10 protein-coding genes are annotated in these 12,924 nt (G+C 68.6%); 9 read left to right on the top strand and 1 reads right to left on the bottom strand.

Translation table 11 applies throughout. The features are described from left to right. The first annotated feature begins 25 nt into the window (after positions 1-25). From DIE08_RS06210 to DIE08_RS06170, 9 genes are all read left to right on the top strand, one after another. A complete protein-coding gene (locus DIE08_RS06210) occupies positions 26-1,441 on the top strand; it encodes a UDP-glucose/GDP-mannose dehydrogenase family protein (RefSeq protein WP_059531601.1) in 1,416 nt (471 codons plus the stop codon). A 40-nt stretch (positions 1,442-1,481) separates the two neighbouring features. Beyond that, complete coding sequence (locus DIE08_RS06205) at positions 1,482-1,925, top strand: low molecular weight protein-tyrosine-phosphatase (RefSeq protein ID WP_059531598.1); 444 nt, start codon at positions 1,482-1,484, stop codon at positions 1,923-1,925. After that, positions 1,919-3,097: a polysaccharide biosynthesis/export family protein gene (locus tag DIE08_RS06200; RefSeq protein ID WP_124621109.1), complete on the top strand. Its 1,179-nt coding sequence runs from the start codon at positions 1,919-1,921 to the stop codon at positions 3,095-3,097. Before DIE08_RS06205 ends, DIE08_RS06200 begins: the two co-directional genes overlap by 7 nt. Positions 3,098-3,147: 50 nt before the next feature. Next, the gene (locus DIE08_RS06195; protein WP_124901320.1) at positions 3,148-5,373 is read left to right on the top strand and encodes a polysaccharide biosynthesis tyrosine autokinase; all 2,226 of its coding nucleotides are present in this window, start codon (positions 3,148-3,150) and stop codon (positions 5,371-5,373) included. A 62-nt stretch (positions 5,374-5,435) separates the two neighbouring features. After that, positions 5,436-6,395: a glycosyltransferase family 2 protein gene (locus tag DIE08_RS06190; protein ID WP_059601641.1), complete on the top strand. Its 960-nt coding sequence runs from the start codon at positions 5,436-5,438 to the stop codon at positions 6,393-6,395. Between the two features lie 43 nt (positions 6,396-6,438). Beyond that, on the top strand, positions 6,439-7,575 hold the full coding sequence (locus DIE08_RS06185; RefSeq protein ID WP_059601642.1) for a glycosyltransferase family 4 protein: 1,137 nt from the start codon (positions 6,439-6,441) through the stop codon (positions 7,573-7,575). A 10-nt stretch (positions 7,576-7,585) separates the two neighbouring features. Beyond that, on the top strand, positions 7,586-9,052 hold the full coding sequence (locus DIE08_RS06180; protein ID WP_059531583.1) for an O-antigen ligase: 1,467 nt from the start codon (positions 7,586-7,588) through the stop codon (positions 9,050-9,052). Further along, positions 9,049-10,233, top strand: coding sequence for a glycosyltransferase family 4 protein (locus DIE08_RS06175; RefSeq protein ID WP_124621115.1), 1,185 nt, complete (start codon positions 9,049-9,051; stop codon positions 10,231-10,233). The genes DIE08_RS06180 and DIE08_RS06175 overlap by 4 nt, the downstream gene beginning before the upstream one ends. Continuing rightward, complete coding sequence (locus tag DIE08_RS06170) at positions 10,233-11,399, top strand: glycosyltransferase family 4 protein (RefSeq protein WP_124901319.1); 1,167 nt, start codon at positions 10,233-10,235, stop codon at positions 11,397-11,399. The genes DIE08_RS06175 and DIE08_RS06170 overlap by 1 nt, the downstream gene beginning before the upstream one ends. 151 nt (positions 11,400-11,550) lie before the next feature. On the opposite strand, the gene DIE08_RS06165 is transcribed toward DIE08_RS06170, so the two are convergent. After that, complete coding sequence (locus DIE08_RS06165) at positions 11,551-12,783, bottom strand: MFS transporter (RefSeq protein WP_124901318.1); 1,233 nt, start codon at positions 12,781-12,783, stop codon at positions 11,551-11,553. Positions 12,784-12,924 lie beyond the last annotated feature (141 nt).

Below are 12,924 nucleotides of genomic sequence, written 5' to 3'. Positions count from 1 at the left end.
CATTGGTCACGAGGTCCGACACATCATGAATCTGACTATCATCGGCAGCGGTTACGTAGGTCTTGTCACCGGCGCCTGTCTCGCCGACATCGGGCACGACGTGTTCTGTCTCGACGTCGATCAGGCAAAGATCGACGTCCTGAACAACGGCGGCGTGCCGATCCACGAGCCGGGCCTCAAGGAAGTCATCGCGCGCAACCGCGCGGCGGGCCGCCTGCGCTTCTCGACCGACATCGAGGCCGCGGTCGCGCACGGCGACGTGCAGTTCATCGCGGTCGGCACGCCGCCCGACGAGGACGGCTCGGCCGACCTGCAGTACGTGCTCGCGGCGGCGCGCAACATCGGCCGCTACATGAAGGGCTTCAAGGTGATCGTCGACAAGTCGACGGTGCCGGTCGGCACGGCCGAGCGCGTGCGCGCGGCGGTGGCCGAGGAACTTTCGAAGCGCGGCGGCGACGCCCCGATGTTCTCCGTCGTGTCGAATCCGGAATTCCTCAAGGAAGGCGCGGCGGTCGACGATTTCACGCGGCCGGACCGCATCGTGATCGGCTGCGACGACGACGTGCCGGGCGAGCGCGCGCGCGAGCTGATGAAGAAGCTCTACGCGCCGTTCAACCGCAACCACGAACGCACGCTGTACATGGACGTGCGCTCGGCCGAATTCACGAAATACGCGGCGAACGCGATGCTCGCGACGCGCATCTCGTTCATGAACGAACTGGCGAACCTGGCCGACCGCTTCGGCGCGGACATCGAGGCCGTGCGCCGCGGGATCGGTTCCGATCCGCGCATCGGCTATCACTTCCTGTATGCGGGCTGCGGCTACGGCGGCTCGTGCTTCCCGAAGGACGTCGAGGCGCTGATCCGCACGGCCGACGAGCACGGCCAGTCGCTGCAGATCCTGAAGGCCGTGTCGTCGGTCAACGCGACGCAAAAGCGCGTGCTTGCCGACAAGATCGTCGCGCGCTTCGGCGAGGACCTGACGGGCCGCACGTTCGCCATCTGGGGGCTCGCGTTCAAGCCGAACACCGACGACATGCGCGAGGCACCGAGCCGCGAGCTGATCGCCGAGCTGCTGTCGCGCGGCGCGCGCATCGCGGCGTACGACCCGGTCGCGCAGCAGGAAGCGCGCCGCGTGCTCGCGCTCGATCTCGCGGATCACCCGAGCTGGCTCGAGCGGCTCACGTTCGTCGACGACGAGGCGCAGGCCGCGCGCGATGCCGACGCGCTCGTGATCGTCACCGAATGGAAGGCGTTCAAGAGCCCGGATTTCGTCGCGCTCGGCCGTCAATGGAAATCGCCGGTGATCTTCGACGGCCGCAACCTCTACGAGCCGGAGACGATGAGCGAGCAGGGCATCGAATACCACCCGATCGGCCGCCCCGGCTCGCGTCAGGCCGTCGCCGCCCGCGTGCCGGGCGCCGCGCGCGCGAACGCGTGACCCGCGCGTCGCCGTTACCCGTAACCCGAATCGAGACGCCATGTTCCGGAACATCCTGATCGTCTGTCATGCGAACGTCTGCCGCAGCCCGGCGGCGGAACTGCTGTTCAAGTCGCACGCGGCGTCGCGCGGCGGCCCGCGCGTGACGTTCCACTCCGCAGGCGTGCGTGCGAACGACGGCGACGGCATCGATCCGGTGATGCGGCAACTGCTCGCCGAGCGCGGCGTCGATGCGACGACACACCGGTCGCGGCGGCTGTCGCGCCGGATCGTGCGCGACGCCGACCTGATTCTCGTCAGCGAGCGCGAACAGATCAAGGCCGTCGAATCGGTCGATCCGTTCGCGCGCGGCAAGGTTCACCTGCTGGGCAAGTGGGAGGACGCCGAGATCGCGGATCCGCATGGCGGCCCCGAGGCCGACTATCGCGAGAGCTACTCATTGATCGAACGTCTGGTTCAAGGATGGCTGCAAAAACTATGCTGAAACGTCCCATGCGCCCGCTGGCGCTCGCCGTCGCGATGACGACCTTCCTGTCGGCCTGCGCGACTGCGCCCGGCAACTATCTCGACTCGTCGAACCTGAAGGACGAAGGCCGGCAAGGTCAGGCCGAAACCTATCCGGTTCATTACATCGACGCGAAGCTGGTGATGGATCAGCTGCAGAAGCAGCAGGTCGAACACCCGCTGCCGCCGGGCCGTTACACCGATCCGTCGCAGTACGTTTACCGCATCGGCCCGCAGGACATTCTCGGCGTCACCGTGTGGGACCACCCCGAGCTGACGACGCCGCAGGGCCAGTCGTTCTCGAGCGGCGGCAACACGACGCAGACGATCGCGGGCGCGCTGCAGCAGCCGTATTCGTCGTCGCTGCCGGGCCAGGCCGATCCGTACGGCCAGACCGTGGCCGCCGACGGCACGATCTTCTTCCCGTTCGTCGGCCGCATCCACGTGGCGGGCAAGACGATCGCGCAGACGCGCGACGAGTTGGCCACGCGCCTTGCGCGCTACGTGAAGAATCCGCAGCTCGATGTGCGCGTGCTGTCGTTCCGCAGCCAGAAGGTGCAGGTGACGGGCGAGGTGAAGACGCCCGGCCCGCTCGCGATGAGCGACGTGCCGCTGACGCTCGTCGACGCGATCTCGCGCTCGGGCGGCTCGACCGCCGAGGCCGACCTGCAGCGCGTGCGCCTGACGCGCGACGGCAAGCTCTACACGCTCGACGCGAACGGCGTGCTCGACCGCGGCGAAGTGAAGCAGAACGTGATGCTGCAGCAGGGCGACATCGTCAACGTGCCGGACCGCAGCGACAGCCGCGTGTTCATCATGGGCGAGGTCAAGACGCCGGTCACGGTGCCGATGCTCAAGGGCAGGCTGACCATCGCCGACGCGCTGACGGCCGGCGGCGGCATCCTCGACACCGATGCGAACCCGCGCAAGATCTACGTGATGCGCGGGATGCGTGACAACCCGACGAAGCCGGAAGTGTTCCGTCTCGACATGACGCAGCCGGATGCGCTGATGCTGTCGAGCCGCTTCCCGCTCCAGCCGCTCGATGTGGTCTACGTCAGCACGGCCAGCTCGGTGCAGTTCAACCGTGTGCTGCAGCAGGTGCTGCCGACGATCCAGACGATCTTCTACATGCGGCAAATCACGCGCTGATAGCCCGCCGGGGTGGCGTCTGCCCCCCGGCACCACTCAAGCGGGAACGAATGGTGAACACGCAAGCAAAACACGCCTACGCGGATCTGACCGCGAAAACCGAGGAAGAGGACGTCGTCCTCGGCCAGCTGCTCCAGGTGCTGATGGACGACATCTGGCTGCTGCTCGGCATCGCGGTGACCGTCATTGCGCTCGCCGGCCTCTACTGCTACATCGCGAAACCGGTGTATCAGGCGGATGTGCACGTGCGGGTCGAGAGCAACGACAACACGTCGCAGGCGCTCACGCAGACGCAGACGGGTGCGACGATCAACAGCGGCCCGCAGCAAGCGCAGACCGACGCGGAAATCGAGATCATCAAGAGCCGCGGCGTCGTCACGCCGGTCGTCGAGCAGTTCAAGCTGAACTTCTCGGTCGTGCCGAAGACGATTCCGCTGCTCGGCAGCCTGTCCGCGCGCGTCGCGACGCCCGGCGAGCCTTCGCGCGCCTGGTTCGGCCTGCGGTCGTACGCATGGGGCGGCGAAGTCGCCGACATCGACACGATCAACGTCGTGCCCGCGCTCGAAGGCAAGAAGCTGACGCTGACGGCCGGTCCGAACGGCACCTACACGCTCGTCGACGCGAACGGCAGCCGCCTGCTGTCGGGCCGTGTCGGCGAATCGGAGCAGGGCGGCGGCGTGACGCTGCTGGTGCAGAAGCTGGTCGCGCGTCCGGGCACGCAATTCACGGTGGTCCGCTACAACGATCTCGACGCGATCACCGGCTTCCAGTCGGGCATCCAGGTGTCCGAGCAGGGCAAGCAGACGGGCGTCGTGCAGATCTCGCTCGAAGGCAAGGACCCGGACCAGACCGCCGCGATCGCGAACGCGCTCGCGCAGTCGTACCTGAACCAGCACGTGATCGCGAAGCAGGCCGAAGCGACCAAGATGCTCGACTTCCTGAAGGGCGAGGAACCGCGCCTGAAGTCCGATCTCGAGCGGGCGGAAGCCGCGCTGACGCAGTATCAGCGCACGTCCGGCTCGATCAACGCGAGCGACGAGGCGAAGGTCTATCTCGAAGGTAGCGTGCAGTACGAGCAGCAGATCGCGGCCCAGCGCCTGCAGCTCGCATCGCTCGCGCAGCGCTTCACCGATTCGCACCCGATGGTGATCGCCGCGAAGCAGCAGCTCGCGGAACTGCAGGGCGAGAAGGACAAGTTCAGCAACCGCTTCCGCAGCCTGCCGGCGACCGAAGTGAAGGCCGTCCAGCTCCAGCGCGACGCGAAGGTCGCCGAGGACATCTACGTGCTGCTGCTGAACCGCGTGCAGGAGCTGTCGGTGCAGAAGGCCGGCACGGGCGGCAACATCCACCTCGTCGATTCCGCGCTGCGCCCGGGCGATCCGGTCAAGCCGAAGAAGGTGCTGATCCTGTCGGCCGCGGTATTCCTCGGGCTGATCCTCGGTACCGGCATCGTGTTCCTGCGCCGCAACCTGTTCCAGGGCATCGAGGATCCGGATCGCGTCGAGCGCACGTTCAACCTGCCGCTTTACGGGCTGGTGCCGCAAAGCGCCGAGCAAGTGAAGCTCGACGCGATGGCCGAGAAGGGCGGCGGCCGCGCGCGGCCGATCCTCGCGAGCCTGCGTCCGAAGGACCTGAGCGTCGAAAGCATGCGCAGCCTGCGCACCGCGATGCAGTTCGCGATGATGGATGCGAAGAGCCGCGTGATCGTGCTGACCGGCCCGACGCCGGGCATCGGCAAGAGCTTCCTGACGGTCAACCTCGCGGTGCTGCTCGCGCATTCGGGCAAGCGCGTGCTGTTGATCGACGCCGACATGCGTCGCGGCATGCTCGACCGCTACTTCGGCCTCACCGCGCAGCCGGGCCTGTCCGAACTGCTGAGCGATCAGTCGCCGCTCGAGGAGGCGATCCGCGAGACGCCGGTGCAGGGCCTGTCGTTCATCTCGGCCGGCACGCGCCCGCCGAACCCGTCGGAGCTGCTGATGTCGACGCGCCTGCCGCAATACCTCGAAGGGCTCGGCAAGCGCTACGACGTCGTGCTGATCGACTCGCCGCCGGTGCTGGCGGTGACCGACGCGACCATCATCGGCCGCATGGCCGGCGCGACCTTCCTGGTGCTGCGCTCGGGCATGCATACCGAAGGCGAGATCGCCGACGCGATCAAGCGCCTGCGTACCGCGGGCGTCGATCTGGAAGGCGGGATCTTCAACGGCGTGCCGCCGAAGGCGCGCGGCTACGGCCGCGGCTATGCGGCCGTCCACGAATACCTGAGCGCCTGACGGCATTGCACGAAACCGGGCCGGCGTGCGCAGCGCCGGCCCGGCCGACTGGAGAACCCTCGATGAAAATTTCCGTGCTCGTTCCGACCTACCGGCGTCCCGCCGACCTCGCGCGCTGCCTGCTGGCGCTGCAGCGCCAGCAGCGGCTGCCCGACGAGGTGATCGTCGTCGCGCGCCCGGAGGACGATGCCACGCACGAGCGCCTCGCCGATCCATCGGTCGGCGGCATGCTGCCGCTGCGGATCGTGCCGGTGGATGTGCCGGGGCAGGTCGCCGCGCTGAACAAGGGGCTCGACTCGGCGAGCGGCGACATCGTCGCGATCACCGACGACGACGCGGCGCCGCGCGCCGACTGGCTCGCGCGCGTCGAAGCCGTGTTCCTGGCCGATCCGCGCGTCGGTGCGGTCGGCGGCCGCGACTGGGTGCACGAGAAGGGCCGCGTGCTCGACGAGTCGCGCGAGCTCGTCGGCCAGCTCACGCTGTCCGGCAAGATCGTCGGCAACCATCATCTGGGCGTCGGCGGCGCGCGCGAAGTCGACATGCTCAAGGGCGCGAACATGAGCTACCGCCGCGCCGCGATCGAACGTCTGCGCTTCGACACGCGGCTGCGCGGCGCCGGCGCGCAGGTGCACAACGACATGGGTTTCAGCATGCAGGTGCAGCGTGACGGCTGGAAGCTCGTCTACGACCCGGCGATCGCGGTCGATCATTTTCCGGCCGAGCGTTTCGACGACGACCGGCGCGATGCGGCATCGCTGAATGCGATCAGCAACGGCGCGTACAACCTGCACCTGATCCTGCGCGAGCATCTGCCGCCGGTGCGGCGCGAAATCGCTTGGTGGTGGTGGACGCTGATCGGCACGCGCGTCTATCCGGGCTTCGCGCACGTGCTGCTGTCGCTGCATACCGCGCGGCGCGACCGTGTGCGCGAGCACTGGCGCGCGGTGCGCCGCGGCGCACGCGATGCGCGCCGCGCCGACCTTGCCCCCCATCGTGCGGCGATGCCGCCGGTGACGTCTTGAACGGGCTGCGCGCACGACGCGCGGCCATCCCCGGAGGGCTTGCATGAATTCCACGAAGGTTCACGTCCACCTGTTCTACGGCGCCGATCCGCGTACTTACCGGAAAGGCGAGAACATCGGCTGCCTGTACGGCTATCACCACGCGGAATCCGACGAATTCCGGCTGACCTATTCGCAGGACCGGCGCGAGAACCGCGTCGCGAGCCTCGTGCGCCGTGCGCTGAAGGCGGCGCTTGGCTTCGACGTCGTGCATGCGTGGCGCAATCGCGCCGCGTTGTTGGGCACCGACGTGATCTGGACGCACACCGAGCAGGAGCATCTCGCCGCCGCGCTGATCCTGAAGCTCGCCGGCGCACAAGGCAAGCGCCCGCTGCTGCTCGCGCAGAGCGTGTGGCTGTTCGACAAGTGGAACACGTTCGGCGGCCCGCGCCGCTGGCTGTACCGCAAGCTGCTCGCGCGCGCCGACGCGCTGACGACGCTCGCCCGCGACAACGCCGAGCTGTGCCGCCGCTTTCTCGGGCGCGAGGCCGAGTTCGTCTACTACGGGCTGAACACGCAGGACTTCCCGCTCACCGAGCCGCAGCAGTGGCAGCCGAACCGACCGCTGCGGATCGCCGCGATCGGCAACGACCGCGACCGCGACTGGCGCACGTTCCTCGCCGCGTTCGGCGGCGACGAGCGCTACGACGTGCGGCTCGCGACGCGGCGCCGCGTGCCGCGCGAGTGGCATGCACCGAACGTGAAGATCGGCTCGGCGTCGGGCCTCGCGAAGCAGCACGAACTGTACGCGTGGGCCGACGTGATCGTCGTGCCGCTGCGGCCGAACTTCCACGCGTCGGGCATCACCGTGATGCTCGAGGCGGCGGCGGTCGGCAAGCCGATGATCGTGTCCGACGTCGGCGGGCTCAGCGACTACTTCCCGCACGATACGGCCGCCTACGTGCCGGCGTTCGACGCAGCGGCGATGCGCCAGGCCGCCGATCGCTTCGTGGCCGATCCGGCCGCCGCGCTCGAATGCGCGCGTGCCGCGGCCGCGTGCCTGCGCGAGCGCGACCTGACCACGCAGGCATTCGCCGAACAGCACGTGCGGATCACGCGCGACATGCTGCGCCGGCGTCGCACGCCGGCGGCGGCTGGTCTCGCGATGCCACTCGCGGATTCGCGCCCGTCGTCGCGGTGAGAACGGATCGATGAGTACGATTGCCGCCGAACGCGCACCGTCGCGCAGCCGCAGCCGGTTGCCCGAACCGAAGCACTGGGTCGGGCAGGCGGGGCTATGGACGTTTACCGCCGCGCTGATCGCCATTCACCAGGGCAAGGTGCTGACGCTCGCGTTTCCGGTGCTGGCCATCGCGGTCGGCATCTGGCTGTATTTCAAGAGCCCGGCGCGCTACGTCGGCTTCATGTGGTGGGTGTGGTTCCTGAGCCCCGAAGTTCGACGTCTCGCCGACTGGTCGAAGGGCGCGTTCACGCCGACGAGCCTGATCCAGGTCGCGCCGCTCGCGGTGACGATGATCGCCGGGTTCGGGCTGCTCAGGCATTACCGCGTGCTTGCGCAGCGGCGCGGGATTCCCGTGCTGCTGATGCTGTTCGGGCTGACGTATGCATATCTGGTCGGGATCGTGTCGAGCGGCGTGATGGCCGCGACCTACGACCTCGCGAACTGGGTGTACCCGGTGCTGATCGGCTTTCACATCATGGTCAACTCGCGCGATTATCCCGAGTACCGCGACGTGCTGCTGTCCACGTTCATGTGGGGCATGCTCGTGATGGGCGTGTACGGCGTCGTGCAGTACTTCGTGATGCCGCAGTGGGACGTGCTGTGGATGATCGGCTCGGACATGGGTTCGCAGGGCGAGCCGGTGCCGTACGGTGTTCGCGTCTTCAGCACGATGAACTCGTCGGGGCCGTTCGCGTTCGCGATCATGGGCGCGCTGGTGTTCGTGTTCGCCGCGCCGCAGAAGGTCCGCTGGTTCGCGGGCGCCGCCGGCTTCGTGTCGTTCGCGCTGTGTCTCGTGCGCTCGACCTGGGGCGGCTGGGTGATCGCGCTCGCGATCCAGCTCGTGCAGTCGAGCAACCGCGTGCGGATGCGGATCCTGATCAGCGGTGTCGTGCTGGTCGGGCTATGCGTGCCGCTGCTGACCGTCGGGCCGGTGGCCGACCGCCTCGGCGCGCGCCTGCAATCGATCACGAACCTGAAGGACGACCGCAGCTACGACGACCGCAACAAGTTCTACGCGACCTTCGCGCAAACGGCGTTCACCGACGTCGCCGGCGAGGGCATGGGCGCGACCGGCGCGTCCACCAAGCTGTCGAGCGACAGCGGCGAGCTCGGCAAGTACGGCAGCTTCGACAGCGGCGTGATGAACGTGCCGTTCGTGCTCGGCTGGCCCGGCACGCTGCTGTACCTGTCGGGCGTCGTGATGCTGCTCGCCCGCACCCTGCGCGCGGCGTTCAAGCTGCGCAAGGACAAGTTCGTCGGCGCATGCCTGAGCCTGTGCCTGTCGGTGTTCGCGATGCTCGTGTTCACGAACTCGCTGATCGGCACGGGCGGCCTGCTGCTGTTCACGGCCATTTTTTCAATACTATCCGCGGCGCACTGGCAGAAGGCACAGCGCCTGCTGGCCGCCGCGCGTTCACGGGGAGGCGACCATTGAGAATCGCGATCGTCACGCACGTCGTGCGACATAACGACGGGCAGGGCCGCGTCAATTACGAAATCGCGCGCGCGGCGCTGGCCGAGAACTACGAGGTCACGCTGGTCGCGTCGCATGTCGCGCCCGAGCTGCTTGCCGACCCGCGCGTGCGCTGGGTGCCAGTGAAGGTCGGCGGCTTCTGGCCGTCGAATCTCGTCAAGCAGCAGGTGTTCGCGCTGAAGAGCGCGTGGTGGCTGCGCGCGCATCGCAGCGAGTACGACGTGCTGCACGTAAACGGCTTCATTTCGTGGATCAAGGCCGACGTGAATACCGCGCACTTCGTGCACGGCGGCTGGTTCAAGAGCCCGTATTACCCGTTCGGGCTGACGAAGGGGCTGTGGTCGGCCTACCAGTACGTCTACACGCGCGTGAATACGGCGCTCGAGCGCTGGGCGTACCGGCGTTCGCGCGCGATCACGGCCGTGTCGCAGAAGGTGGCCGACGAGATCGCCGGGCTCGGCATCGACAGCGGCAAGATCAGCGTGATCTACAACGGCGTCGACGGCAGCGCGTTCGCCGGCGCGCAGGCCGATCGCGCGGCGTTCAAGCTGCCGGACGATGCGTTCCTGCTGCTGTTCGTCGGCGACCTGCGCACGCCGCGCAAGAACCTCGGCACCGTGCTGAAGGCGCTGACGAAGCTGCCGGCGAACGTCCATCTCGCGGTGGCGGGCTATCTGCCCGGCAGCCCGTATCCGGACGAGGCGCGCGCGCTCGGCATCGATTCGCGCGTGCATTTCCTCGGTCTCGTGAAGAACATGCCGACGCTGATGCGCTCGGTCGACGCCTACGTGTTTCCGTCGCGCTACGAAGCGATGAGCCTGTCGCTGCTGGAAGCCATGGCGGCCGGGCTGCCGGTCGTCACCGCGCGCACCGCCGGCGGCGCGGAAATCATTACGCGCGACTGCGGGATCGTGCTGGAGGACCCCGACGATCCGGCCGCGCTCGCGCAGGCGATCGGCTCGCTCGCGGCGTCGCGCGACACCTGTCGCGCGATGGGCGACGCGGCCCGCGAACTGATGACCCGTTTCGGCTGGGCCCACATGGGCGCCCAGTATGTCGCGCTCTACCGGCGCATCGGCCAACCCTCGCAGCCGTCCGCCTTCGAGCGGGTCGAGCATGCGGTTACGCAGGAGCAGTCGTAATGTCCCAATCTTCCCGGCCGATCAAATCGTTGCAGATCGGCATGCACTGGTTCCCCGAACGCGCGGGCGGCCTCGACCGGATGTACTACTCGCTCGTCGGCGCGCTGCCCGGTGCGGGCGTCGAGGTGCGCGGGCTCGTTGCCGGCTCGCCGAAGGTCGCCGACGACACGGGCGGTGCGATCCAGGGCTTCGGACCCGCGTCGCAGCCGCTTGCGCGCCGCATGCTCGCCGCGCGCCGCGCGTTGCGCGACGAGATCCGCAGCGAGCGTCCGGACGTGATTTCGTCGCACTTCGCGCTGTACACGTTCCCGGGCCTCGACGTGACGCGCGGGATTCCGCAGGTGTCGCATTTCCAGGGGCCGTGGGCCGACGAAAGCCAGGTCGAGGGCGCCGCGTCGCTCGGGCAGCGCGCGAAGCGCTATCTCGAACAGGCCGTCTATACGCGCTCGTCGCGCCTGATCGTGCTGTCGCAGGCCTTCGGCCAGATCCTGACGAACCGCTACGGCATCGATCCGTCGCGCGTGCGCGTGATTCCCGGCTGCGTCGATACCGCGCAGTTCGATACGCCGCTCACGCCGGCCGAGGCGCGGCACAAGCTGCAACTGCCGCAGGACCGGCCGATCGTGCTGGCCGTGCGCCGGCTCGTGCGGCGCATGGGGCTGGAAGACCTGATCGACGCGATCGGTCTCGTCAAGCACCGTCACCCGGACGTGCTGCTGCTGATCGCCGGCAAGGGCAAGATCGGCGAGGAACTGCAGCAGCGCATCGACGACGCGGGGCTGCAGGACAACGTGAAGCTGCTCGGGTTCGTGCCCGACCATCATCTCGCGGCGCTGTACCGCGCGGCGACGGTCAGCGTCGTGCCGACGGTCGCGCTCGAAGGCTTCGGGCTGATCACGGTCGAATCGCTGGCGTCCGGCACGCCGGTGCTGGTGACGCCGGTCGGCGGGCTGCCGGAGGCGGTGGCCGGGTTGTCCGACGATCTCGTGCTGCCGTCGACGGGCGCGGATGCGATCGCGGAAGGGCTCGGCGGCGCGCTGTCGGGCGCGATCACGCTGCCGGACGAGGCCGCGTGCAAGCGCTACGCGCGCGACAGTTTCGACAACGCGGTGATCGCGCGACGCGTCGCCGGCGTGTACGAAGAGGCGATCCAGGCGGCGGGGTAAGCGAACGCGCACGCCGCCGCGACGGTCGGGCCGGCGCACGCGCATGCGTCCGGTCCGCATGCCGGCCGCTCGATCCGGGCGAGCCGGTTTTTTTTCGTTCCGTGCCAGGCAGGCCGCGGTTCGCGCTCGGTGTTCGACACTTCGACACGCGTCATGCACGCCGGAGCGTCACGGCCCATACGGCGAATGCACCCACGCTGACCGCCGCCCCGAGCCCGCAGACGCCGATCCATCCGGCGTGCGCATACATCATCGTCGACGCAATCGCGCCGAGCCCGCTGCCGACTGAATAGAACAGCATGTAGCACCCGACAAGGCGTGCGTGCGCATCGGGCCGCGCGCCGAGGATCATGCTCTGGTTCACGACGTGGACGGCCTGCCCACCGACGTCGAGCAGCACGATGCCGACGACCAGCAGCGCGATCGACGTACCGGCGAACGCAAGCGGCAGCCACGAGAGTGCGAGCAGCGCGAGCGCGGTGCCGGTCGCGGCTTCGCCGAGGCCGCGATCCGCGAGCCGGCCGGTGCGCGCGGCGGCTGCCGCACCCAGCGCGCCGACCAGACCGAATGCGCCGATCTGCGTATGCGACATCGCATGCGGCGGTGCGCTCAGCGGCAGCACGAGCGCGCTCCAGAAGATGCTGAACGCCGCGAACAGCAGCAGTGCGATCGCTCCGCGCACACGCAGCACACGCTCGTCGCGCAGCAGCGTGACCATCGAACCGAGCAGCGCCGCGTAGCCGATGCGCTCGCGCGGCGCGTCCGCATCGGGCAACAGCCGCGCCAGCGCGACCAGCATCGCGATCGCGAGCGCGCCCGACACCAGATAAACCGCACGCCAGCCGGCGACATCCGTGACGACACCCGCGAGCGCGCGCGCGGCGAGCAGGCCGATCACGACGCCGCCCTGCGCCGCGCCGACCACGCGGCCGCGCTCGCCGGCGCCTGCAAGCGCGGCCGAGCAGGCGATCAGCCCTTGCGTCATCGCGGTGCCGAGCAGCCCGACCGCGACCATGCCCGCCAGCAATGCGATGCGCGTCGGCGAGGCGGCCACGCCGATGCATGCCGCCGTCAGCAGCAGAAGTTGAACGGTGATCAGGCGTTTGCGGTTCAGCAGGTCGCCGAGCGGCACGACGAACAGCAGCGCGAGCGCGCAGCCGAGTTGCGTCGCGGTGATGACGCCGCCGACCGTCGCCTGCGATACGCCGAAGTCATGTGCGATCGAGTCGAGCAGCGGCTGTGCGTAGTACACGTTCGCGACGCTCGCCGCGCAGCAGACGGCGAGCAGCACGACGCGCGCCGTCGACACGCGCGAGACGGCGATCGGACGAGCGGTGCGCGACGTCGCGTTCGACGCGACCGTTCCTGAACTGGGTGATTCCATGGGGTGTCTCACGCTCACTCAAGTGGTTGCAATTTGAAACTAGTGTGAGTGTAGGAAAAGTAGTTTTAAAATGCAACCTGTGTGACGGCGGGCGATGGGCCCGCGCACGGACAGCCGGCGGCCCGCGAAGGCGCCGGCGCG

The sequence above is a fragment of the Burkholderia sp. Bp9004 genome (assembly GCF_003858025.1).
Taxonomy (GTDB): Bacteria; Pseudomonadota; Gammaproteobacteria; order Burkholderiales; family Burkholderiaceae; genus Burkholderia; species Burkholderia diffusa.
Note: the sequence above shows the minus strand (reverse complement) of the source record. Positions and strands in the feature narration are given on the sequence as shown.